We start from the raw sequence: 22,241 nt of genomic DNA, 5'->3' as shown, positions 1-22,241 counted from the left end.
GACTCCAGCGAGAATCAGGAATTCTCGAGGACGATGCCCTCGATCAGGTTCGCCACGTCTTCGCAGCGGTCCGTGATGGTTTCCAGCAGCTCATAGATGGCCTTGAGCTTGATCACCTCACGCACATCGGGCTCTTCACGGAACAGCTTGCTCATGGCCGCGCGCATCACGCGGTCGGCATCGCCTTCCAGGCGGTCGATCTCGTCGCAGGTCTTGCTGGCGGCATCCACAATCGTGGGGTCCGAGAGACGGTCCAGCAGCTTGACGGCATCACGCAGACGCTCGCAGCAGCGCACGCACAGATCGGTCAGACGTGTGATTTCGTCTGTCATGTGACGCACGTCATACAGGGCCATGGTCTCGGCCGAGTCCTGGATCAGGTCGGCCACGTCGTCCATGGTGTTGATCAGCGAGTGGATATGTTCGCGATCCAGGGGCGTGATGAAGGTCTTGTGCAGCAGCTTGGTGACATCATGGGTCACACGGTCGGCTGCGCGCTCGGCGTTGTCCACATCGGCGTTGTATTTTTCGCGCAGATGGGGATCGTTGTAATTTGCAACGAGTTGCGAGAAGGCATGAGCTGCTTCAACGATGCGGTCTGCATGTTGATTGAACATCTCGAAAAAATTACCTTCGCGCGGCAATAGCTTGCCAAACAGCATGAATGCTCCTTACCGGGGAAAAGAAACCAGGCGACTCACTGCAAAAAAAGTGCATGGCTCCCGGCTTAAACGGGGCGGAGTTTACTCTTGAGTCATTGTGCGTTTCAGCGCGTCTTCAAGACACCCCTTCGGGCACCACGAAAAATAAAATACAAGCTCTTCGCCATGCTAGGCGCTGTCAAGAAGCCTGTGATTCCTCCAGACAACACCGGAGAGCAGCAATCCGCCCACCCAACGCGCCGACTCCTTGAGCATTTCACTGAGCCACGCGAAAACGTTCCAAATACTTCTTTTTGTAATAAGCAAATTCTATTAAATGACAAAAAAGAATTAAAAGGAACTAAAAAGAAATGAATAAAACAATCAAAGAACCATGAAAAACGTCATTTTTTTGTCATTTTCTTGAATTTAAGGGGAATTAGGGTTCACCCTTGACTGCAGCAGAGCGTGACGGCGGGATAGCGCACTGCGATCGAAAGCGCCAGCAGTCTCGTCAAGGCTTACTCTCCCAGGTAAGCCGCACGCACGCGCGGATCACTCAGCAAGGTCTGGCCCGGCCCCGTCATGGTGATGATGCCGGACTCCATGACATAGCCTCGATCGGCCAGCGCCAGCGCGCGACTGGCATTCTGCTCCACCAGCACCATGGTCACGCCCAGCGCATAGACATCGCTGACCACCTCGAAGATCTTGTCCACCATGATGGGCGACAAACCCATGGACGGCTCGTCCAGCAGCAGCACCTTGGGCTGGCTCATGAGTGCGCGGGCCATGGCCAGCATCTGCTGCTCGCCCCCGGACATGGTGCCCGCCAGCTGATCCTTGCGCTCCTTCAGGCGCGGAAAGATGCCGAACATGCGCTCGATATCCGCCTGTATGCCCGCCTTGTCCTTGCGCGTGTAGGCCCCCATGAGCAGGTTTTCGGTAATCGTCATGCGTGCGAACACGCCGCGCCCCTCGGGCACCATGACCAGGCCTTCGGCCACCAGATCCCAGGCGCCCTTGCCTTTGATGCTTTGGCCCAGGTAGAGAATTTCGCCATCGGCAATCGGCAGACCTCGCGTGACAGCCTTCATGGTCGTGGTTTTGCCAGCGCCGTTGGAGCCGATCAGCGACACCAGCTCGCCCTGATGCACCTGAAAGTCCACGCCCTTGACAGCCTGAATACCGCCATAGCCCACCTTCAGGCCCTTGACCTGCAGCAATACCGGGGCCGTGGACTTGGAGGCCTGCGCCTGTTCCAGCACTTGATCCTGCATCTTCAATGGCCTCCCGTGCCCAGATAGGCTTCAATCACTTTTTCATTCTTCTGCACTTCGGCAGGCGTGCCTTCGGCAATCGGCTTGCCATAGTCCAGCACCGTCACGCGGTCGCACAGACCCATGACCAGCTTCACATCGTGCTCGATGAGCAGGATGGTGCGATGGTCGTTGCGAATGCGGTCGATCAGCTCACGCAGCTGCAGCTTCTCGGTCGCGTTCATGCCGGCGGCCGGCTCATCGAGCGCGATCAGCTGCGGGTCCGTCGCCAATGCACGGGCAATCTCCAGGCGGCGCTGGTCGCCATAGGACAGGGTGCGCGCCTTGAAGTCCGCATATTTGCCGATGCCGACATAGTCGAGCAGCTCGCGCGAGCGGGCCCGAATCGCGGCCTCCTCGGCCTTGAAGCCCTTGGTGCGAAACACTGCCCCGAGCAGGCCAGAATGCGTGCGCACATGGCGCCCGACCATGACGTTTTCCAGTGCTGTCATCTCGGCAAACAGGCGGATGTTCTGGAAGGTCCGGGCAATGCCGGCCCGTGCCACCTTGTGCACCGCCGTCGGCTCATAGGGCTTTCCGGCCAGCTCGAACTTGCCGGTATCGGGCGTATAGAGGCCGGTGATCACGTTGAAAAACGTGGTCTTGCCTGCGCCATTGGGGCCGATCAGACCATAGACCTGGCCTCTATCAATCTTCATGCTCACGCCGGACAGCGCCTGCAAACCGCCAAAGCGCTTGGAGATGTCCGAGACATGAAGGACCGCGGAAGTCGTGCTCTCTGCCATATCAGTTCACATTCCTTGTCTGTGCAGTCATCAGGACTGGCGATCCAGGCTTTTGGCATGCTCGGGCGTGGGCCACAGGCCGCGCGGGCGCATCAGCATGATGACGATCATGGCCAGGGCAATCAGCAACTGGCGCAATATGGAGGCATCGAGGCGCCCATCGGTCATCTGCTGCAGCGGCCCCGCCACATAGCGCAGCACCTCGGGCAGGGCCGAGAGCAGCACGGCCCCCAGAATCACGCCGGGAATATGGCCCAGACCGCCAAGCACGACCATGGCCACGATCATCACGGACTCCATGAGGCTGAAGGACTCGGGCGATACAAAGCCCTGGAAGGCGCCGAACATGGAGCCGGCCACGCCGCCGAACGAAGCGCCCATGCCGAAGGCCAGCAGCTTCATGTTGCGCACATTGATGCCCATGGCCTTGGCGGCGATTTCATCTTCCCGGATCGCCATCCAGGCACGGCCTATGCGCGAATCCTGCAAGCGGTAGCAGATCACGATGGTGGCCAGCACCAGCACCAGAAACAGGTAGTAGTACAGCGTGACGGAGGCGATGTCGTAGCCGAAGATTTCGTGGCGCTTGGCCAGGTCGAAGCCCAAGATCTTGACCGAGTCGATCTGGCCAATCCCCTTGGGGCCGTTGGTAATGTTGACCGGCTGATCCAGGTTGTTCAGGAAGATGCGGATGATCTCGCCAAAGCCCAGTGTCACGATGGCCAGATAGTCCCCGCGCAGCCGCAGCACCGGCAACCCCAGCAGCACGCCCGTACAGGCGGCCAGCAGCATTCCAAGCGGAATCACCAGCCAGATCGAAGTGTGCAGTCCGTTGGGAAACATGGCCACAAAGCCTTCGAAGGTCTCGGCCAGATGCGGCGATGCCATGAGCGCAAACATATACGCGCCCACTGCATAGAAGGCCACATAGCCCAGATCCAGCAGGCCGGCGTAGCCGACCACGATGTTCAGGCCCAGCGCCAGCATCACATAGAGCAGGGCCAGATCGGCGATGCGCACCCAGGCGTTGCCGAAGTACTGCAGGATCAGCGGCAGCACCAGCAGGCCTATGCCGCCCAGAATCCAGTGGAGTGTCTTGTTGTTGTGCATGGGCACTCCTCAGGCACGGTCCGCCACACGCTCACCCAGCAGGCCCGAAGGGCGCAGCGTCAGGATGATGATGAGCACGATGAAGGCAAAGATGTCGGTGTACTGGCTGCCCAGCACGCCTCCCGTCAGGTCGCCGATATAGCCCGAGCCAATGGACTCGATCAGCCCCAGCAGCAGGCCTCCCACCACGGCCCCGGCCAGATTGCCGATGCCGCCGAACACGGCCGCCGTAAAGGCCTTGAGACCCGGCAGAAAGCCCATGGTGTGATGAGCCGTGCCGTAGTTGGAGGCGTACATGATGCCGGCAATCGCCGCCAGCACGGCACCGATGATGAAGGTGGCGGAAATCACCATATCGGGCTTGACGCCCATCAGCGCCGCCACACGCGGGTTCTCGGCCGTGGCCCGCATGGCGCGCCCCAGCCTGGTGTAGTTGACCAGGTACATCAGCGTGGCCAGCGCAATCGCCGTGACCACCAGCACCAGAATCTGCGTGGGTGTGATCACCGCCGTGCCGATCTCATAGGGCGTGGACGACAGCAACGTGGGATAAGCCTTGTAGTTGGGCTTCCAGATGATCATGGCCAGGGTCTGCAGCAGGATGGAGACGCCGATGGCCGTGATCAGCGGTGCCAGGCGCGGGCTGCTGCGCAGCGGCCGGTAGGCCACCTTCTCGATCACGAAGTTCAGCGATGCGGCCACCACGCAGGCGATGATGGCGGCAATCAAAAGCATGAGCCAACCCGGCAGATAAGGCATGGCCTCCTGCATCAGGCCGATGCAGCTCCAGCTGGTCAAAGCCCCCACCATCAGCACCTCGCCATGCGCGAAGTTGATCAGCTGAATGATGCCGTACACCATGGTGTAGCCCAGGGCTATCAAGGCATACATGCTGCCTAACACCAGACCATTGATGATCTGCTGCAGCAAGATATCCATAAGCGCGCTCCCCTTCCCTCGATCCAAGACGGAGACACTGCGAGCCTCTCATCCCGAACGACGGAGCCAGCGATGCCATGGTTCCCCTTCTGCAGTCCGCCGCTTTGTGGGCCGCTTGTCGCAAAAGAGTGAATCGATTCTAGGGAGCTGTTTTCAGGATTCAGGGCCGGGGTTTCCCGTGCGCAGGCCCAAAATGCTGCAGTGCAATAATTTCATCGACAGCGCAAGTCCAATAAATACAGGCACTTAGTCATGGGCTGCTACTCAATCTAGCGAAAAACCCTGAAAACACCGCAAAAAATGCAGCATTCAACTAGTGCCAGTTGTGCAACACCTGGGCAACTCGCTCTTTACAGGTCTGCCGGCTCGTCATCTGCCGCACGAGCGGCGTCGTTGAGCGCCTTGAGTTCTGCCAGCTTCTGGCCAATCTTGATTTCCAGCCCGCGCGCCACGGGCTGGTAGAAGCCTGGGTCCTCCATTCCTTCTGGCAGATAGCGCTCGCCCGCCGCAAAGCCGCCCTCCTCGCTGTGGGCATAGCGGTAGTCCCGCCCATAGTCCAGCTGCTTCATCAGCTTGGTAGGTGCATTGCGCAGATGCAGCGGCACAGGCCTTGTAGTGTCGCCCTTCACAAAGGCCTTGGCCTTGTTGTAGGCCATGTAGCCGGCATTGCTCTTGGGCGCCACGGCCAGGTAGATCACGGCCTGGGCCAGCGCCAGCTCGCCCTCGGGGCTGCCAAGACGTTCATAAGTCGCAGCGGCATCGTTGCACATCTGCATGGCACGCGGATCGGCAAGTCCTATGTCTTCCCAGGCCATGCGCACGATGCGACGCGCCAGATAGCGCGGGTCGGCGCCGCCATCCAGCATGCGGCAAAACCAGTAAAGCGCTGCATCGGGGTCCGAGCCGCGCACGGATTTGTGCAGTGCGCTGATGGTGTCGTAGAACTGCTCGCCCCCCTTGTCATAGCGGCGCATGCGCTCGCCCAGCACCTTGAGCAGCCAGCCATCGGTGATGCTCTGCACCCCGGCCTGCTCGGCCGTGATGGACAGGGTCTCCAGCGTGTTCAACAAGCGCCGCGCATCGCCGTCAGCATAGGCAATCAGGCGCTCCAGAGCTTCGTCCTCTATCGCAGGAATCGCCTGGATGGCCTGGGCCTTGAGCACAATCTGCTTCAAGTCGTCCGGAGTCAGGCTTTGCAGCACATAGACCGCTGCCCGCGAAAGCAGGGCCGAGTTGACCTCGAACGACGGGTTCTCCGTCGTCGCGCCGATGAAGGTGAACAGCCCACTTTCCACGTGAGGCAAAAAGGCGTCTTGCTGGCTTTTGTTGAAGCGATGCACCTCGTCCACAAACACAATGGTGCGCTGCTGCAACAGTCCGCTCTGGGCGGCCTGCGCCTGCTCCACGGCCTCGCGGATGTCCTTGACGCCGCCCAGCACGGCGCTGATGGAGATGAACTGCGCATCAAAGGCATCGGCCATCAGGCGCGCAATCGTGGTCTTGCCCACCCCCGGCGGGCCCCAGAGTATGCAGCTATGCGGGCGCCCCGACTCAAAGGCCAGGCGCAACGGCATGCCCTCTCCCAACACATGCTGCTGGCCGATGACTTCGGCCAGAGTGTGCGGTCGCAGGCGCTCGGCCAGGGGCTGATGGGGAACGGCTGGGGAATGGGAGTTGATGTGCGTGACCATGACCCCTCAAGTATCCAATGCTCCGGGCAGTTGCGCATTCAAATGGGTTGGGGCTGTCTGCACACCGAAGGCAGGCAATACTTACCCACCTTAACCCCTGCACACTTATCAGAATTTCCCATAAGAGAAAATAGCGTTTTAACGGATTCAATCTCTCCATTAACGAGGCCACCCCTCGCCCCATGGAGGTACTGCCCCCACCGGCCTGCCAAAAACCAGGCCAGCCAGGCCCGGCAGCACGCCTAGATTCATTGCGGGCCGCCTCATCTGCGCCACGCAATGCCTGTGCCTGATAGGGCTACCGCCATCAGCCAGAAATCAATCGAAAGCATCCGCAACTTTCCTTGGTTCCACATTGCTCCAGGGCGTGCCAGCGCTGCACGCCTGAGCCTAAGCGTATGAAAAAACTCAAGACCTGGGACATTTTTGCCCTCGGTTTCATGACCTTTGCCCTGTTCCTCGGGGCCGGCAACATCATCTTCCCTCCTATGGTGGGCCTGGCAGCCGGTGAAAACCTGCTCGGCGCCTCAACCGGCTTTCTGCTGACGGGTGTCGGTCTGCCCCTTCTCGGCGTAGTCGCTCTCGCACGCGTGGGTGGCGGCCTGGACACCTTGACCAGCCCCATAGGCCGCATTGCCGGCCTGGTGCTGGCAGTGGCCATCTATCTGACCATCGGCCCTCTGTTTGCAACGCCACGCACGGCGACCGTCTCCTTCGAGATGGGCCTGGCTCCCTTTGTCGGCAACACACCTGCCATGCTGCTGGCCTTCACCATCGCTTACTTCGTGGCGGTGGCGCTGCTGTCGCTCTTCCCCGGCAAGCTCATGGACAACGTGGGCAAGATCATCACGCCCGTGCTGATTCTGGCGCTTGCCGTGCTCGGCGGCTCCGCCGTGCTGGCCCCTGTGGATGGCTACAGTCTCAGCACCGAGGCCTATGCCACGCAGGCAGCCGCCTTTTCCGAAGGCTTTCTGCAGGGCTATCAGACCATGGACGCCCTTGCCTCGCTGATCTTCGGCATCGTCATCGTCAATGCGATCAAGGCGGCTGGAGTGAGCGACAGCAAGCTGCACACCCGCTACTGCATCTACGCCGGCATCATTGCCGCGACCTGCCTGGGCCTGGTCTATGCCTCGCTGATGTATCTGGGTGCCACCAACAGCGAGCTGGCTGTCAACGCCACCACCGGCGTGCAGATTCTCACGGCCTTTGTACAGCAGACCTTCGGCCCCGCAGGCCTGTGGCTGCTGGCCATCGTCATCATGCTGGCCTGCCTGACCACCGGCGTGGGCCTGATTACCGCTTGCAGCAGCTTCTTCAGCGAGCTGACTGGTATCTCCTACCGCACCATGGTCATCGGCCTGTCGGTCTTCAGTGCGGCCGTGGCCAACCAGGGCCTGGCCCAGTTGATTGCCGTCGCCGTGCCGGTGCTCGTGGGGCTGTACCCCGTGGCCATCGCCCTGATCGCTCTGAGCCTGCTGCACCGCTGGAATCAGCCGTCGCGCGTCTACATTCCCGTAATGACCGTCTCCCTGATCTTTGGCCTGTTCGATGCCGCCAAGGCTGCCAAGCTTGATGCCCTGGTGCCCGCCTGGCTGGACAAACTGCCCGGCGCTGCACTGGGCATGGGCTGGGTCGCCCCCGTGGTCGGTGTGCTGGTGATTGCAGGCCTGCTGGACTTCGCCATCGGCAACAGGCAAAGTGCCGCAAACGCCACGCGCGCCTGATCACAACAGCCCCACGGCAGTGCTCTACTCACAAGGGCTAAGCCCGGTTCCTGCATAAAAAAGGCCTGCGGACACCATCCGCAGGCCTTTTTGCTGATGCGTGCCGCAATCTTTACTGCTTGAGCACGTCGGCCCCCTTGGGCACCGTGAAGTGGAAGGTCGATGCCGGCAGCGAAGCCTGGGTTTGCAGGCCCTTGAACTGCATCAGCGAACGCTGACCAAAGCTGTCCTCGATATCCAGCGCCGCCAGCTTGCCTTCCGGTGTGAAGCCTATGCGCACACTCTTGAGCTGGCCGCCTTTCTGCCTGGGGCTGGCCAGCACCCATTCCAGACCGTCGGCGTCAGGCTGGTTGCCCAGCTCGAAATCGGCCTTCAAGGCCTTGAGGTCGGTGGCCGAGGTCAGGATGGCCGCCGGTGTGCTGCCCAGCACCTGGGCCTGGGCACGCTCCGTCACCTGATTCAGGTCGGCGTCATACAGCCACAGTGTCTTTCCGTCGGCCACGATGAGTTGCTCGAAAGGCTTGCTGTAGTTGAAGCGGAACTTGCCGGGGCGCTGAAATTCAAAGCTGCCGCTGGACACCTTGGTACGCGCTTGCTGTCCGGACTTGGGGGGCGAAGTCACGGACTGGGTGAAATCTGCCTTGCCTGCCTGGGCATTCTTCATGAAGGATTCAAGGCTTTTCAGGCCATCAGCCATTGCGGCACTTGCGCTGCCAGCTATCAAAATTGCAGTCAAAAGACGTTTCATGACTCTCTCTCTTGTACGCGACTCACTCGCTGCGAGCCGGAACTAGAACATCGCGCTGCCCGCTGGATGTGAGCGAGCTGACCAGGCCGGCCTTTTCCATCTGCTCGAGCAGATTGGCCGAGCGGTTGTAACCGATGCGCAGTTTGCGCTGAACGTAGGAAATGCTGGCCTTGCGGTCTTTCAGCACGATTTCGACGGCCTGATCGTAGAGCTCGTCCTTTTCGCCTCCACCTCCACCTTCGCCATCGTCATCACCGCCCTCACCGTCGACAGAGCCGCCTTCCAGTATGCCTTCGATGTAGTCGGGATCGCCCTGTTCCTTGAGATAGCTGACCACACGGTGCACCTCGTCATCGGAGACAAAAGCGCCATGCACCCGAATCGGCAGACCGGTGCCGCTGGCCATGTACAGCATGTCGCCCATGCCCAGCAGCGTCTCGGCTCCCATCTGGTCCAGCACGGTGCGGCTGTCGATCTTGCTGGAGACCTGGAAGGCAATACGCGTGGGAATATTGGCCTTGATCAGGCCGGTGATCACGTCCACGCTGGGGCGCTGAGTCGCAAGAATCAGATGAATGCCGGCCGCGCGCGCCTTTTGCGCAAGGCGTGCGATGAGCTCTTCGATCTTCTTGCCCACCACCATCATCAGATCGGCCAGCTCGTCGATCACGATGACGATGTGCGGCAGGCGCTGCAGCGGCTCGGGCTCCTCGGGCGTCAGGCTGAAGGGGTTGGGAATCGACTCCTCGCGCGCCTTGGCCTCGTCGATCTTGCTGTTGTAGCCGGCCAGGTTGCGCACACCGAGCTTGCTCATGAGCTTGTAGCGGCGCTCCATCTCGGCCACGCACCAGTTCAGGCCGTTGGCCGCCTGCTTCATGTCGGTGACCACGGGGCACAGCAGATGGGGAATGCCTTCATAGACCGACATTTCCAGCATCTTGGGGTCGATCATGAGCAGGCGCACATCGCGCGCCTCTGCCTTGTAGAGCAGAGACAGAATCATGGCGTTGATGCCCACGGACTTGCCCGAGCCGGTCGTGCCGGCCACCAGCACGTGGGGCATCTTGGCTAGATCGGCGACCACTGGGTTACCCACGATGTCCTTGCCCAGACCCATGGTCAGCAGGCTCTTGGCGTCGTGGTAGACCTGCGAGCCCAGCACCTCGGACAAGCGGATCGACTGGCGCTTGGCATTGGGCAGCTCCAGGGCCATATAGTTCTTGCCGGGAATGGTCTCGATCACGCGAATCGACACCAGGGACAGCGAACGCGCCAGATCCTTGGCCAGATTGACAATCTGCGAGCCCTTGACGCCCGTGGCAGGCTCGATCTCGTAGCGTGTGATCACAGGGCCGGGCATGGCCGCAACCACACGCACTTCCACGCCAAAGTCCTTGAGACGCTTTTCAATCAGCCGGCTGGTCATCTCCAGCGTCTCGGCAGACACCAGCTCCTGGCGCTGCTGGGCCTGGTCCAGCAAGTCCACCTGAGGCAGCTTGCTGTCCGGATGATCAGTGAACAGCGGCTTCTGGCGTTCCTTCACTACCCGGGCGCTGGGCTGACTGGTCTCCTGCAGCACGGGCTCGATGATCTGCACAGGCTGATGCACCGGTGCAGCGATCGCACCTTCGGTGCGGTCAAACACCACTTCCTCACGTTCGCGGGCCGCTCTCTTGCCGACAGAGACATCCTTGGCAATTTCGCGACGCTCGCGGCCAAACTGCACCATGCCGTCCAGGCGAGCGCCCAGGCCCTCGGCCAGCTTACCCCAGGAAAAGCCGAACACCATGGCTGCGCCCAGCACGAACAGGCAGATGCCGATCAGGCCCGAACCCGCAAAACCCAGCCATTTGAGGGCATTAAAGCCCATCATGTAACCAAACACGCCACCGGCCGGGCCGGGCAGCAAGTTCTCGAAACGGTACAAACGCGTCCATTCCAGCGCGCAGCTGGCAATCATCAGAATGGCCAGGCCACCCCAGAACAGAAAGCGGCGGCGCCACAGCGGCATCAGCGCCAGAGGGCTGCCGTCCTTGTTCACCCCGCCACGCATCCAGCGCACCAGCGATGTCACCCAGGTCTGCACGGCGGCCAGCACCAGCCACCAGATGGACATGCCGAAGCCGAAGTAGCAGGCATCGGCCAGCCAGGCCCCCACACGGCCCATCCAGTTATGCACAAACGGCTTTTGCCCGGCACCCGAGGTGGACCAGGCTGCATCTTGCGGCGAGTAGGTGAACATGGCCATGAGCCAGAACACCAGTGCCAGCAGGCCGATCAACAGCAAAACCTCCTGGCTGAAGCGAATCACTCCATAGCGCGGAGTCGCAGCGCGGGATTTTGATTTGCTGGAAGAAGACGCGTTCGAAGCGTTCAATGTATATGTCATACGCAGGCGCTAGCTTACCTTAGGCCCTTATCCAAGCGGTACATTCGGCCAAGACGATCGCTCAGCGTAATGCAAGCACATGCAACAAAACTGCCATACGGTAGCCGGATTCGCTTCATCACTATCATTTTTAACAATTCCGGTGATTAAAAACAGCTGCACGCGCAGACCTTGATCCGGAGCGATACTCCCACATCTTCCCAATGTTTTCATGACCGCGCGCCGGCCGTCGGCCTGCTTTTTTCAGAGTTCCGCTCCATGTCCTCTACCAAACACGCACAAGTTCTCATCCTCGGCTCCGGCCCTGCCGGCTATACCGCAGCCGTATACGCTGCCCGTGCCAACCTCAAGCCCCTGCTGATTACCGGCATGGCCCAGGGTGGCCAGTTGATGACCACCACCGAAGTGGACAACTGGCCTGCCGACGTCATGGGCGTGCAGGGCCCCGAGCTGATGCAGCGTTTTCAGGAACATGCCGAGCGCTTCAAGACCGAAATCGTTTTCGACCACATCAACCAGGTTGACCTCTCCAAGCGCCCCTTCACCCTGACCGGCGACAGCGGCGTCTACACCTGCGACTCGCTGATCATCGCCACCGGCGCATCGGCCAAGTACCTGGATCTGCCCTCCGAGGAGGCCTTCATGGGTCGCGGCGTGTCCGCCTGCGCCACCTGCGACGGCTTCTTCTATCGCGAGCAGCCCGTCTGCGTGATCGGCGGCGGCAACACGGCCGTGGAAGAGGCCCTGTATCTGTCCAACATCGCCAGCAAGGTCACCCTCGTGCACCGCCGCGACAAATTCAAGGCCGAGCCCATCCTCGTGGACAAGTTGATGGACAAGGTCAAGGAAGGCAAGATCGAGCTCAAGACCCATTTCACACTGGATGAAGTGCTGGGCGACCAGAGCGGCGTGACCGGCATCCGCATCAAGAGCACGCAGGACGGCCACACGGAAGAGGTCAAGCTGCAAGGCGCCTTCATCGCCATCGGCCACCACCCCAACACCGACATCTTCCAGGGTCAGCTGGAGCTGGAAAACGGCTACATCGTCACTCAGGGCGGCCTCAAGGGCTTTGCCACACAGACCAGCGTGCCCGGCGTGTTCGCCGCCGGCGACTGCCAGGACCATGTCTACCGCCAGGCCATCACCAGCGCCGGCACCGGCTGCATGGCGGCCCTGGATGCCCAGCGCTTCCTGGAACAGGAATCCTGATGACGCCAGGACGCTTGGGCGTCTGAGCGGCTGTTAGCGCATGTTCGGCGCAAAAGCCCTTGGGTTTGGCCAGTTTTGGCCGGCACCAGGGGCTTTTTTGCGAGAACGCTATAATCGCAGACTTTGCTGAATTCCAGGCTCGCGCTTTACCGTGCTTCGGGACTTCCGCAATCGGGCTACCGCCACCCATTACAAACTGGCGAGGTGAGGTTGTCGGCACCTCCTGCTCCTGCAGGATTCCAGAGCCGGCGGCCGATTCAACTATCGGAGTGTCCCAATGGCACGCGTATGTGAAGTTACGGGCAAGAAGCCCATGGTGGGCAACAATGTTTCCCACGCCAACAACAAGACCAAGCGTCGTTTCCTCCCCAACCTGCAATACCGCCGCTTCTGGGTGGAGAGCGAAAACCGTTGGGTGCGCCTGCGCGTTTCCAGCGCTGCTCTGCGCCTGATCGACAAGAACGGTATCGACTCCGTGCTCGCAGACATGCGCGCTCGTGGCCAAGCTTAATTTCCTGAAGGAGAAACACCATGGCTGCTAAAGGCGGACGCGAAAAGATCAAGCTGGCTTCCACTGCTGGTACCGGTCACTTCTACACAACGACCAAGAACAAGAAGACGATGCCTGAAAAGATGTCGATCATCAAGTTCGACCCCAAGGCTCGCAAGCACGTCGAGTACAAGGAAACCAAGCTGAAGTAATTCGGCCTGTTTCCTGAAAAACCGCCTCACGCAAGTGCAGGCGGTTTTTTTATGCCTTCGCGATGCCTGTAACCGCGCGAGGGCTGGCTCCGCGCCCCTCCCTATACTTGGCACTTTGCAACGAGCAGGGGGGGATCACATGAATCACAGGACGCTGAGCACATTGCTTTTTTCGCTTGCCGTGTCGCCAGCCGTCTTCGGCCAGACCTTCATCTGCCCCTCGGGTCCCGGCCCCGGCCAGCGCCAGGTTGGCATGACAGGCGGCTCACCGGGTCTGGCCTCGGTGCCCGTCTGCGAGCAGTTCAGTTCCGCGCCCGCCGCCACCCAGCGCACCGAACCGTCGCCCGCCGATGCCCTGGGCGGTCTGGCCCGCGGCCAGCTGGAGCTGCTGCGCGAGGGGCAGGAGCTGATCAGGGAAGGACAGAGAATTGCACAAGATCCGCAGTACCAGAAGCTGCGCAAGGGCTACTGGATGTTTTCGCACGACGAGAAAAATCCACGCTCGGGTCTTGAATGTGCTGCGATCTTTGGCAGCATGTCCGGTGCCGTTCAGCTTTCCGGCCCTACGGCCAAGCACAACGGTGCCCTGCTGACCTTTCTGGGAATGGACATTCCCCAGCCCGCCAGCCCGCGCAAGATCAGAACCACTCTGACCCAGAACCAGGACCGGCCCCAGGAGGTTGGCGCCATCAACTACACCATGTCCAATGGAAAATGGGGAGCCGTCGTCTATGCGCTGGGCGGCCCCGAAGCATTGGTCAAGGAGCTGGGTGAAGAGGAAGAAGCCCGCTTCAAGGTCTCCGTGGAAGGCAAGGAGGTCATCAGCACCTTCTACAAGGAGGGCGGCAAGGCCCGCGACTTCCTGAGCAAGTGCATGGCCGGTCAGCTGACGAATTAAAGGCACAGCGCAGCTCTAGCTGCGCGGACTCTGCCCCAGTTGCCGGCAGGCCATCGCGCCCAGATCCTGCATCGCCCTTTCCATGAGTTCGTCGACCGGATGGGTGCAGGCCAGACGCATGCAGTGCTCGTATCGGCCGGAGTTGGAGAACATGCTGCCCGGCGCAATGCGTATGCCGCGCGCCAATGCTGCCGTGAACAAGTCCGAGGTGGACATCTGCGCAGGGAACTCCAGCCACAGACACAGGCCGCCACTTGGCAGACTCATGCGCGTGCCCAGCGGAAAATGGCGTGCCACCAGTCTGGCCATGGCCTCGCGCTGCCGCTTGAGCTGCTGCCTGAGCTTTTCCAGGCTGCGCTGATGGGTGGGTGAGCCCAGCACCTCGGCCACGACCAGCTGTCCCAGCGTCTGGGTATTGCGGCTTTGCGCAAATTTCAGCATCTGGATACGGCCGTGCCATTGGCCGCCATTCATCCAGCCCTGACGCAGACCCGGCGCCAGACTTTTGTTGAAGGCCTGGCAATAGATCACATGCCCGGAGACACTGTCCCAGGCCTTGAGCGGCTTCACCGGCAGCCCTTCGACAAACAGACCGTAGGAGTCATCCTCGATCAGTGCCGCCCCATGGGCTGCGCACAGAGCCACGAGTCTGGCCTTGTTCTCGTCCGGCATGCGTGCACCCAAAGGCATCTGCAGATCCGGCACTACCACCACGGCCTTCAGGCGCGGCTGGGTCTGAAAAGCCAGCTCCAGCGCCTCGATGGACATGCCGGTGCGCGGGCTGCAGGGAATCTCCAGCGTTTTCAGCTGCAAGGACTCCACCACCTGCAGCAGGCCGTAATAGGTTGGAGACTCGACGGCCACCATGTCCCCGGGGGATGCGACGGCAGCCAGCGCCAGACTCACCGCTTCGGAATTGCCGGTGGTTGCCAGCACGTCTGCAGGCGCCACACGGATACCGGAGGCCAGCGCCCGTCTGGCCATGGCCTGCTGAAACAGCGGATGATTGCCCTGATTGGCCAGCAGAGAGCGCCCCTGCGAGAGCAGCGTCGGATGCTCGCGCAGCAGCCTGGTGACGGTCTTGTTCAGATAGTGATGATCGAACAAGGAGGCAGGCGGCGTGCAGCCACCGATGTCCATATAGACCTCGGCCTGGCGGCCGCGCTCGAGCAGCAGAGAAATATGCTCGTTGATGCCCACGAAATGCGCATGCGCGCCGGGAGACAGCGGCTGGCTCAGGTCCGGTTCGCTGGTCAGAGGAATATCGCCCGTCCTCGTCGCGCACACGAAGTAGCCCACGCGGGGCCTGGCCTCCAGACAGCCCTGCGCTTCCAGAAAACGCAGCACCTGCAAGGCTGTCGAGAGACTGATGTCATGCCGCGTCATCAGCTCGCGCACCGACGGCATGCGCTCCCCGGGCTTCAAGCTCCCCAGCTCTATGGCTGCGCTGTAGTGCGCGGCCAGCCGTTGATACAGCGGCAGCAGCGCATCGCTTGCCGCATCATCGACAGGCAGTGATTCGGAGGTGGTGGAAGTCAGCATGATGGCAAAAACGCAGGGCCGGACTGGCATCATGCCAGCAAGCCCTGTTCTGCAACAGATACAGATTGTCAGCAAACATGGCAGAACAGAGACACCGGAATCCGCGCTGCTACGCCTGCGCAGAACGCTTGCTGTGCCTGTTCTGCCAAGCCTCACTTCCCTACGCTTGAGGGCCTGAATCACAGACCTCTAGCCACCATGTCACAGCCGGACTTCACCCCGAAAACACATAGCCTCAACAGCGGACAAGCCGCATCGCTGCTGTTTGAACCAGGCAGCGAGCTGTTCTGCCAGCAAGGTCCGCTGCGTCTGGCCATCGGGCCGCTGAGCTTTACCGACACTCACTTCGGCCAGGTCATGTTGCTGCAAACCGGGCAAAGCTGGCGTTGCCCCGATCGCACCTGGGTGCAGCTGAGCACGGCGGCAGGTGCGGCCTGGATTCAATATCCGGCGGCACGAATACAGCAAAGCCGCCCCCATCCGAACAGGGCAGCGAGGCGGCTTGAAGAGGGAAAAGGCCTGAGCTTCGCGCTTGCCAGACTCTGGCAGCAGCTAGGCAAGCTCGGCCTCAGACGTGGGCAGCGCGCAGCTTGACGGAGAAATCCTTGAGTGCCGCAATGCCGCTGGCTTCGGCACGCTGACACCAGGCCTGCAGCTGGCCTGTCAGCTGCTCGCGGCTCAGGCTGGTGTTGAGCCACAGCTGGCGCAGCTCTTCACGCATGACCAGCATCTGGTCAATCACCGGGTGCGCAGCGCGCGCCTGCGCCAGCTGGCCCTGGGCACGCTCGGGCACCTTGTCGGCATCGCGGTGCAGCCAGCGCTGCACGCCCTTGAGCAGGGAAACATCCGACTTCTGCGCCTGCTTCTGCTTGAGCAGATCCAGCTCGTGCTGAACCGCCGCGCGCACGCCGCGCGCATAGCGGGCCATGACCTCGTAGCGATTGGCAATGATGGCTTCCAGCGTCAGCTCGTCGGCCACGGGCTTGACGGCGCCCATGCGCAGGCGCGGTGGGGTCTTCTTGACCTTGGCCCAGCCCAGCTTCTGCATGAGGCTGATATAGAACCAGCCGATATCGAACTCGTAGGGCTTGACGGAGAACTTGGCCGAAGTGGGGAAGGTATGGTGGTTGTTGTGCAGTTCTTCGCCACCGATGATGAGACCCCAGGGCACCAGATTGGTGGAGGCATCCGTCGCCTCGTAATTGCGATAGCCCCAGAAATGCCCCACGCCGTTGACCACGCCCGCAGCCCAGAATGGAATCCAGACCATCTGCACGGCCCAGATCGACAGTCCGATCGCACCGAACAGCGCCACATTCAGGATGAGCATCAGCGAGGGACCCATCACCGAATGGCGATAGATATTGCGCTCCATCCAGTCGTCGGGCGTGCCGTGACCGTATTTCCTGAGCGTTTCCTCGTTCTTGGCCTCGGCGCGGTACAGCTCGGCACCTTCGCGCATCACCTTGCCCAGGCCGCGGGTCTGCGGGCTGTGCGGGTCGTCCGCGGTCTCGCACTTGGCGTGGTGCTTGCGGTGGATGGCCACCCATTCCTTGGTCACCATGCCCGTGCCCAGCCAGAGCCAGAACCGGAAGAAATGCGAAGGAATAGGCCCCAGATCCAGCGCCCTATGCGCCTGGCTGCGGTGCAGATAGATGGTGACGCCCGCAATCGTGAAGTGGGTGGTGATCAGGGTGTAGAGCAGCAGCTGCCACCACGACAGATCCCACAGGCCATTGGCCATCCAATCCACGACGGCATTCCAGATCGAGGCTATATCCAGCGACATAAATAACAAAGCCTTTGGCAAAAAAACGCGCCCATCCGACACGCATGGTCGTGCCATTTTAGGTGAGCTGCCGACCGGCCTGCTGTCGATTCCCCGACAGCAGATACCGGATTTGCACCGAAGTTACGTCTTTTTCACCCAAACAGCCGCGAAAAACCCGTCTGTCTCGTGCTGATGTGGCCACAGACGCAGATAGCGTCGACCCTTGTCACCACCGCTGCAAAGCTTGTCGCCGTCGGCAATCTTGAGCTGCTCGAGCACCTCGCCCGCGTCCAGCGGCACAAACTCGGGGTGAGCGGCGCTGAAGGCTTCGGCAATGGCCTCGTTTTCCTCTGGCAGGATGGAGCAGGTGGCATAGATCAGACGACCGCCGGCCTTGACCAGGCGCGCGCTGCTTTCCAGGATGGCAGCCTGCTTCTGCGTCAGCTCCTGCACGGCCTTGACGCTCTGGCGCCACTTGAGGTCGGGGTTACGGCGCAGCGTACCCAGGCCCGAGCAGGGAGCATCGACCAGTACGCGGTCGATCTTGCCGGCCAGGCGCTTGACGCGCTCGTCGCGCTCGTGGGCAATCGCGGCAGGGTGGACATTGGAAAGACCCGAACGCGCCAGACGAGGCTTGAGCGCATCGAGGCGATGACCCGAAACGTCGAAGGCATACAGACGGCCGGTGTTGCGCATGGCCGCGCCAATGGCCAGGGTCTTGCCGCCGGCACCGGCGCAAAAGTCCACCACCATTTCGCCACGCTTGGCGTCCAGCATCAGTGCCAGCAGTTGCGAGCCTTCGTCCTGCACCTCGATGGCGCCGCGGTTGAAGGCATCGAGCTTGGCCAGCGCGGGCTTGCCGTCCACACGCAGACCGATGGGCGAGAACGGCGTGGGCTCGGCCTTGATGCCGGCTTTTTCCAGTTCCTTGCGCAGATCGGAGCGCTTATCGTTGAGCGTGTTGACACGCAGGTCCAATGGAGCGGCCTGCTCCATGCTGGCGGCCAGTGCCCAGAATCCATCGCCCAGCTGGGCCTTGAGCGGCTCGACCAGCCATTCGGGCAGATTGTGGCGGTGCGCCTCCATCAGCTCTTCGGGCTTGACGCCGTCGCAGGCAGCCAGCCACTTGAGTTCCTGGGGCGTCAGCGCGGCCTTGATAAAGGTCTCGCTGTCCTGGCCGTCCTTGTTCTTGACCTTGCCTTCCTTCTTGGCCTGCTCGCGCAGCACGGCGGCAAAGCCCAGGATGGCCAGCCGGCGCTCGCGTGCGCCGCTGCCCGAATGCGCCAGCGCTTCGAACAGCAGCTTCTTGCGCAGCACGGTGTAGACGGTTTCGGCCAGGGTGGCGCGCTCGCGCGGGCCCAGATAGCGGTTTTCGCGGAAAAAGCGGGACACCACGGCATCGGCCGGGTGTTCAAATGTCAGGGCGCGCTTGACGAGTTCAGAGCAAGCGTCGAGAAGGGCTTTGGGATGCATGGGCGCAATTGTCCCACTCTCGCCCTGGCCCTGGCTGGCACCAGAAATCTATGACGCCGGCCTGCTCCAAACGATTCGTAGTAAAAACAGGCTTCAGCCCTTTTCCTTCAAGCGTTGACAGCTCATCTTTTTAAAGCATCATGTCCGACCACGATCTGCCTGCACTCATCACCACCGAGCCCGGTCTCTACGAACACTACAAAGGCATGCGCTACGAAGTCATAGCCACGGTGCGCCACAGCGAAACGCTGGAGCCCATGACGCTTTACCGCGCGCTCTATGGCGAACATGGCCTGTGGGTGCGCCCGGCTGCCATGTTCAACGAGATGGTGGTAATCGACGGCGTGGAACGGCCACGCTTTCGCCGCCTGCCCGCCGAGGAGCAGAAATCAGCATAAAGATAGGCTCTATCGCTTACCTATAAAGAAATAGAAGCTATCAAATCTGATCAAGCCTTGATCAGATTGAGCACGGCTTGCGGATAGATGATGTGCTCCTGCACCAGCACGCGTGCAGCCAGCAGCTCGGCTGTGTCACCCTGCAGCACGGGCACCACGGCCTGCTCCAGGATGGGACCCACATCGAGCTCGGCCGTCACGCGGTGTACGGTGCAACCCGCAAACTTGCAGCCTGCATCAATCGCACGCTGATGGGTGTGCAGACCGGTGAAGGCCGGCAGCAGCGAGGGATGGATGTTGATCAGCCGGCCCTCATAGTGCGCAACAAAGCCTGGAGTGAGAATGCGCATGAAGCCGGCCAGCACCACCAGATCGGGCGCATGGCGATCGATGACCTGCGCCAGCTCGGCATCAAAGGCCTCGCGGCTGTCGAACTGCTTGTGATCCAGCACCTCGGTGGCGATGCCGTTGTCCCGCGCGAACACCAGGCCCTTGGCCTCGGCCTTGTTGCTCACCACGGCGCTCACGCGGGCGTTGTACTGCTTTGCCCAGTTCTGCTGCTGGGATGCACGCACAATGGCAGCCATGTTCGAGCCGCCGCCCGAGATGAGGATCACGATGTTTTTCATGGGCGGCGATTGTCGCATTGACGGACAAACCCTATCGGGTTTGCACCAGTTCCTGTGCGCTGCCCTAAGACTTTAGAGGAGATCCCATGCCGTTTGACCCACGCAACACCCCTTTGAGCGCCATCGAAGCCCGCGTTCTGGCCACGCTGATGGAAAAGGCTCGCACCGTGCCCGACAGCTATCCGCTCACGCTCAACAGCCTGGTCACGGGCTGCAACCAGAAGTCCAGCCGCGACCCGGTGATGGAGGTCAGCGAGGGCGAAGCCCAGGAGGCACTGGACAGCCTGCGCCTCAAGACCCTGTCGGTACAGATCAGCAGCGTGCGCTCCACGCGCTGGGAGCACAACTTCCCGCGCGGCATTGGCGTGCCCGACCAGTCGGCCGTGCTGCTGTCCCTGCTGATGCTGCGCGGCCCCCAGACCGCTGGCGAGCTGCGCATCAACTCCGAGCGCTGGCACCGCTTTGCCGACATCTCCTCGGTCGAAGCCTTTCTCGACGAACTGCGCGAACGCAGCGAGGAAAAAGGCGGCCCGCTGGTCGTGCAGCTGCCGCGCGCCCCCGGTGCCCGTGAACAGCGCTGGGCCCACCTGCTTTGTGGCCCGGTGGATGTCAACGCCCTGGCAAGCACCAGCAACGCCAGCACGGGCAGCAATGCATCGGCCCTGCAGCAGCGTGTGGATGCGCTCGAAGCTGAAGTCGCCCAGCTGCGCGCCACCGTGCAGATGCTGTGCGAATCGCTGGGCGTGGAACCGCCTGCTGCACCGGCTGAATAAATTCAAACAGAACCTGATAGCTGCCAGCGTTTATCCAATAAGCGCTGGCGGCCTGCTTCATTACCAACGACCCGCCAGCGCCGAAAGCTGGCGCGCGTCAAGCAAGGGAAAGCGGGCAGGCGCAGCCGCTCAGGAGTGCTCATCCCTGGGGTTTCCCGCCATTTGTCGCAACCCGGACAGCCAGGAAAAGAACGTGCGTGCTACAAATATCCAGCATTTGCAGGAGACAACGCATGGACTTGGCATTCACCCCTGAAGAACAGGCTTTTCGCGAAGAGATCCGCAGCTGGGTGCGGGCAAATCTGCCTGAGGATATTGCGCACAAGGTGCGCAACGATCTGCACCTGACGCGCGACGACATGCAGCGCTGGGCCAAGATTCTGGGCAAAAAAGGCTGGCTCGGCTACGGCTGGCCCAAGGAATTCGGCGGCCCCGGCTGGAGCGCCGTACAAAAGCATTTGTTCGAGGAGGAATGTGCGCTCGCCGGCACGCCGCGCATCGTGCCCTTCGGCCCCGTGATGGTGGCGCCGGTGATCATGGCCTACGGCACTCCGCAGCAGCAACAGCGCTTTCTGCCCGGCATCGCCAGTGGCGAAGTCTGGTGGAGCCAGGGCTATTCCGAGCCGGGTTCGGGCTCGGACCTGGCCAGCGTCAAGACCCGTGCCGAGCGCGTGGGCGACAAATACATCGTCAACGGCCAGAAGACCTGGACCACGCTGGGCCAGTACGGCGAGTGGATCTTCTGCCTGGTACGAACCAGCAACGAGGGCAAGCCCCAGACCGGCATCAGCTTCCTGCTGGTCGACATGAAGTCGCCCGGCGTGACCGTGCGCCCCATCAAGCTGCTGGACGGCTCGCACGAGGTCAACGAGGTCTTTTTCGACAATGTGGAGGTACCTGCCGACCAACTGATCGGCGAGGAAAACAAGGGCTGGACCTATGCCAAGCACCTGCTCAGCCACGAGCGCACGAATATCGCCGATGTGAACCGTGCCAAGCGGGAGCTGGAGCGCCTCAAGCGCATCGCCAAGACCGAAGGCGTGTGGGAAGACCAGCGCTTCCGAGATCAGATCGCCTTGCTGGAGATCGATGTGATCGCGCTGGAAATGCTGGTGCTGCGCGTGCTGTCGGCCATGAAATCGGGCAAGAACCCGCTGGACATCGCCGGCCTGCTCAAGATCAAGGGCAGCGAGATCCAGCAGCGCTACTCCGAGCTGATGATGCTGGCCGCCGGCCCTTATGCCCTGCCCTATATCCAGGAAGCCATGGAAGCCGGCTACCAGGGTGACTTTCCCGGCGATGTGCTGGGCAATGCGCCGCTGGCCGCGACCTACTTCAATATGCGCAAGACCACCATCTATGGCGGCTCCAACGAGGTGCAGCGAAACATCGTCGCGCAGACGGTTCTTGGCTAGCCAGGAACCGTCTTCGCTTCGCGAAACAGGACTACTCCCCCGTGCCCCCTCCGGGAGGGGGTTCTAGATTGAGCTTCGCCGGGCTGGTTTGGCGCTTCGCGCCAATTGCGGCCTGGTG

The 22,241-nt window shown here is 61.4% G+C and carries 22 protein-coding genes; 10 read left to right on the top strand and 12 right to left on the bottom strand.

Translation table 11 applies throughout. From position 1 onward, the window contains the following. Positions 1–14: 14 nt before the first annotated feature. Positions 15–662: a DUF47 domain-containing protein gene (locus F0P97_RS04955; RefSeq protein ID WP_003067851.1), complete on the bottom strand. Its 648-nt coding sequence runs from the start codon at positions 660–662 to the stop codon at positions 15–17. 87 nt (positions 663–749) lie between these two features. Here F0P97_RS04955 and F0P97_RS04950 point away from each other — a divergent pair, with 87 nt between their 5' ends. Further along, a complete protein-coding gene (locus F0P97_RS04950; RefSeq protein ID WP_182285858.1) occupies positions 750–1,016 on the top strand; it encodes a hypothetical protein in 267 nt (88 codons plus the stop codon). Positions 1,017–1,162: 146 nt separating this feature from the next. On the opposite strand, the gene F0P97_RS04945 is transcribed toward F0P97_RS04950, so the two are convergent. From F0P97_RS04945 to F0P97_RS04925, 5 genes are all read right to left on the bottom strand, one after another. After that, positions 1,163–1,921, bottom strand: coding sequence for an ABC transporter ATP-binding protein (locus F0P97_RS04945; protein WP_034362735.1), 759 nt, complete (start codon positions 1,919–1,921; stop codon positions 1,163–1,165). A 2-nt stretch (positions 1,922–1,923) separates the two neighbouring features. After that, the gene (locus tag F0P97_RS04940; RefSeq protein WP_003067855.1) at positions 1,924–2,706 is read right to left on the bottom strand and encodes an ABC transporter ATP-binding protein; all 783 of its coding nucleotides are present in this window, start codon (positions 2,704–2,706) and stop codon (positions 1,924–1,926) included. A gap of 30 nt (positions 2,707–2,736) precedes the next feature. Beyond that, a complete protein-coding gene (locus F0P97_RS04935; protein WP_182285857.1) occupies positions 2,737–3,816 on the bottom strand; it encodes an ABC transporter permease subunit in 1,080 nt (359 codons plus the stop codon). Positions 3,817–3,825: 9 nt separating this feature from the next. Beyond that, on the bottom strand, positions 3,826–4,755 hold the full coding sequence (locus F0P97_RS04930) for a branched-chain amino acid ABC transporter permease (protein WP_182285856.1): 930 nt from the start codon (positions 4,753–4,755) through the stop codon (positions 3,826–3,828). Between the two features lie 350 nt (positions 4,756–5,105). Next, positions 5,106–6,446 (bottom strand): replication-associated recombination protein A, encoded by a 1,341-nt coding sequence (locus F0P97_RS04925; RefSeq protein ID WP_182285855.1) that lies wholly within the window; start codon positions 6,444–6,446, stop codon positions 5,106–5,108. Between the two features lie 398 nt (positions 6,447–6,844). Here F0P97_RS04925 and brnQ point away from each other — a divergent pair, with 398 nt between their 5' ends. Beyond that, positions 6,845–8,173, top strand: a complete 1,329-nt coding sequence (brnQ, locus tag F0P97_RS04920; protein WP_182285854.1) for a branched-chain amino acid transport system II carrier protein — start codon at positions 6,845–6,847, stop codon at positions 8,171–8,173. 112 nt (positions 8,174–8,285) lie between these two features. Here the strand turns inward: brnQ and lolA are convergent, their stop codons facing one another. Next, positions 8,286–8,921: an outer membrane lipoprotein chaperone LolA gene (gene lolA, locus F0P97_RS04915; RefSeq protein ID WP_182285853.1), complete on the bottom strand. Its 636-nt coding sequence runs from the start codon at positions 8,919–8,921 to the stop codon at positions 8,286–8,288. Positions 8,922–8,943: 22 nt separating this feature from the next. Further along, positions 8,944–11,310, bottom strand: a complete 2,367-nt coding sequence (locus F0P97_RS04910) for a DNA translocase FtsK (protein WP_182285852.1) — start codon at positions 11,308–11,310, stop codon at positions 8,944–8,946. Between the two features lie 258 nt (positions 11,311–11,568). Here F0P97_RS04910 and trxB point away from each other — a divergent pair, with 258 nt between their 5' ends. From trxB to F0P97_RS04890, 4 genes are all read left to right on the top strand, one after another. After that, positions 11,569–12,522, top strand: a complete 954-nt coding sequence (trxB, locus tag F0P97_RS04905) for a thioredoxin-disulfide reductase (RefSeq protein ID WP_182285851.1) — start codon at positions 11,569–11,571, stop codon at positions 12,520–12,522. Positions 12,523–12,799: 277 nt separating this feature from the next. Then, complete coding sequence (rpmB, locus tag F0P97_RS04900; protein ID WP_003058229.1) at positions 12,800–13,033, top strand: 50S ribosomal protein L28; 234 nt, start codon at positions 12,800–12,802, stop codon at positions 13,031–13,033. 20 nt (positions 13,034–13,053) lie between these two features. Beyond that, positions 13,054–13,224, top strand: coding sequence for a 50S ribosomal protein L33 (gene rpmG, locus F0P97_RS04895; RefSeq protein ID WP_003058233.1), 171 nt, complete (start codon positions 13,054–13,056; stop codon positions 13,222–13,224). 139 nt (positions 13,225–13,363) lie between these two features. Further along, positions 13,364–14,122: a hypothetical protein gene (locus tag F0P97_RS04890; protein WP_182285850.1), complete on the top strand. Its 759-nt coding sequence runs from the start codon at positions 13,364–13,366 to the stop codon at positions 14,120–14,122. A 15-nt stretch (positions 14,123–14,137) separates the two neighbouring features. Here F0P97_RS04890 and F0P97_RS04885 read toward each other — a convergent pair whose 3' ends face one another. Continuing rightward, positions 14,138–15,664 carry a PLP-dependent aminotransferase family protein gene (locus F0P97_RS04885; RefSeq protein ID WP_232538129.1) on the bottom strand — a complete coding sequence of 509 codons (1,527 nt, stop codon included), beginning with the start codon at positions 15,662–15,664 and terminating at the stop codon, positions 14,138–14,140. 198 nt (positions 15,665–15,862) lie between these two features. On the opposite strand from F0P97_RS04885, the gene F0P97_RS04880 reads away from it, so the two are divergent. Further along, complete coding sequence (locus F0P97_RS04880; protein ID WP_182285849.1) at positions 15,863–16,258, top strand: hypothetical protein; 396 nt, start codon at positions 15,863–15,865, stop codon at positions 16,256–16,258. Here F0P97_RS04880 and F0P97_RS04875 read toward each other — a convergent pair. Together F0P97_RS04875 and F0P97_RS04870 are read right to left on the bottom strand one after the other, a co-directional pair. Further along, the gene (locus tag F0P97_RS04875; RefSeq protein WP_182285848.1) at positions 16,233–17,453 is read right to left on the bottom strand and encodes a fatty acid desaturase; all 1,221 of its coding nucleotides are present in this window, start codon (positions 17,451–17,453) and stop codon (positions 16,233–16,235) included. The genes F0P97_RS04880 and F0P97_RS04875 overlap by 26 nt on opposite strands. 123 nt (positions 17,454–17,576) lie before the next feature. Next, on the bottom strand, positions 17,577–18,908 hold the full coding sequence (locus F0P97_RS04870; RefSeq protein WP_182285847.1) for an RsmB/NOP family class I SAM-dependent RNA methyltransferase: 1,332 nt from the start codon (positions 18,906–18,908) through the stop codon (positions 17,577–17,579). Between the two features lie 140 nt (positions 18,909–19,048). Here F0P97_RS04870 and F0P97_RS04865 point away from each other — a divergent pair, with 140 nt between their 5' ends. Then, entirely contained in the window at positions 19,049–19,306 is a 258-nt protein-coding gene (locus tag F0P97_RS04865) for a DUF1653 domain-containing protein (RefSeq protein ID WP_182285846.1), read from the top strand. 50 nt (positions 19,307–19,356) lie between these two features. On the opposite strand, the gene purN is transcribed toward F0P97_RS04865, so the two are convergent. Beyond that, positions 19,357–19,935, bottom strand: a complete 579-nt coding sequence (purN, locus tag F0P97_RS04860) for a phosphoribosylglycinamide formyltransferase (protein WP_182285845.1) — start codon at positions 19,933–19,935, stop codon at positions 19,357–19,359. Positions 19,936–20,021: 86 nt separating this feature from the next. Here purN and F0P97_RS04855 point away from each other — a divergent pair, with 86 nt between their 5' ends. Both F0P97_RS04855 and F0P97_RS04850 read left to right on the top strand, forming a co-directional pair. Next, positions 20,022–20,708, top strand: a complete 687-nt coding sequence (locus F0P97_RS04855; protein WP_182285844.1) for a YceH family protein — start codon at positions 20,022–20,024, stop codon at positions 20,706–20,708. A gap of 233 nt (positions 20,709–20,941) precedes the next feature. Then, positions 20,942–22,123: an acyl-CoA dehydrogenase family protein gene (locus F0P97_RS04850; protein ID WP_182285843.1), complete on the top strand. Its 1,182-nt coding sequence runs from the start codon at positions 20,942–20,944 to the stop codon at positions 22,121–22,123. Positions 22,124–22,241: the final 118 nt, after the last annotated feature.

The organism is Comamonas testosteroni (assembly GCF_014076415.1).
Lineage (GTDB): Bacteria > Pseudomonadota > Gammaproteobacteria > Burkholderiales > Burkholderiaceae_C > Comamonas > Comamonas testosteroni_F.
This window is presented reverse-complemented; position numbering and strand designations above follow the sequence as displayed.

Excerpts from the sequence above, each read along its gene's own strand:
- F0P97_RS04865 (WP_182285846.1), top strand. The coding sequence starts at position 19,049 with ATGTCCGACCACGATCTGCCTGCACTCATCACCACCGAGCCCGGTCTC.
- rpmB (WP_003058229.1), top strand. The coding sequence starts at position 12,800 with ATGGCACGCGTATGTGAAGTTACGGGCAAGAAGCCCATGGTGGGCAAC.
- F0P97_RS04935 (WP_182285857.1), bottom strand. The coding sequence starts at position 3,816 with ATGCACAACAACAAGACACTCCACTGGATTCTGGGCGGCATAGGCCTG.
- F0P97_RS04945 (WP_034362735.1), bottom strand. The coding sequence starts at position 1,921 with ATGCAGGATCAAGTGCTGGAACAGGCGCAGGCCTCCAAGTCCACGGCC.
- F0P97_RS04870 (WP_182285847.1), bottom strand. The coding sequence starts at position 18,908 with ATGCATCCCAAAGCCCTTCTCGACGCTTGCTCTGAACTCGTCAAGCGC.
- F0P97_RS04955 (WP_003067851.1), bottom strand. The coding sequence starts at position 662 with ATGCTGTTTGGCAAGCTATTGCCGCGCGAAGGTAATTTTTTCGAGATG.
- F0P97_RS04885 (WP_232538129.1), bottom strand. The coding sequence starts at position 15,664 with ATGCTGACTTCCACCACCTCCGAATCACTGCCTGTCGATGATGCGGCA.
- purN (WP_182285845.1), bottom strand. The coding sequence starts at position 19,935 with ATGAAAAACATCGTGATCCTCATCTCGGGCGGCGGCTCGAACATGGCT.
- F0P97_RS04850 (WP_182285843.1), top strand. The coding sequence starts at position 20,942 with ATGGACTTGGCATTCACCCCTGAAGAACAGGCTTTTCGCGAAGAGATC.
- F0P97_RS04855 (WP_182285844.1), top strand. The coding sequence starts at position 20,022 with ATGCCGTTTGACCCACGCAACACCCCTTTGAGCGCCATCGAAGCCCGC.
- F0P97_RS04940 (WP_003067855.1), bottom strand. The coding sequence starts at position 2,706 with ATGGCAGAGAGCACGACTTCCGCGGTCCTTCATGTCTCGGACATCTCC.
- F0P97_RS04890 (WP_182285850.1), top strand. The coding sequence starts at position 13,364 with ATGAATCACAGGACGCTGAGCACATTGCTTTTTTCGCTTGCCGTGTCG.
- brnQ (WP_182285854.1), top strand. The coding sequence starts at position 6,845 with ATGAAAAAACTCAAGACCTGGGACATTTTTGCCCTCGGTTTCATGACC.
- F0P97_RS04910 (WP_182285852.1), bottom strand. The coding sequence starts at position 11,310 with ATGACATATACATTGAACGCTTCGAACGCGTCTTCTTCCAGCAAATCA.
- rpmG (WP_003058233.1), top strand. The coding sequence starts at position 13,054 with ATGGCTGCTAAAGGCGGACGCGAAAAGATCAAGCTGGCTTCCACTGCT.
- lolA (WP_182285853.1), bottom strand. The coding sequence starts at position 8,921 with ATGAAACGTCTTTTGACTGCAATTTTGATAGCTGGCAGCGCAAGTGCC.
- F0P97_RS04880 (WP_182285849.1), top strand. The coding sequence starts at position 15,863 with ATGTCACAGCCGGACTTCACCCCGAAAACACATAGCCTCAACAGCGGA.
- F0P97_RS04925 (WP_182285855.1), bottom strand. The coding sequence starts at position 6,446 with ATGGTCACGCACATCAACTCCCATTCCCCAGCCGTTCCCCATCAGCCC.
- trxB (WP_182285851.1), top strand. The coding sequence starts at position 11,569 with ATGTCCTCTACCAAACACGCACAAGTTCTCATCCTCGGCTCCGGCCCT.
- F0P97_RS04875 (WP_182285848.1), bottom strand. The coding sequence starts at position 17,453 with ATGTCGCTGGATATAGCCTCGATCTGGAATGCCGTCGTGGATTGGATG.
- F0P97_RS04930 (WP_182285856.1), bottom strand. The coding sequence starts at position 4,755 with ATGGATATCTTGCTGCAGCAGATCATCAATGGTCTGGTGTTAGGCAGC.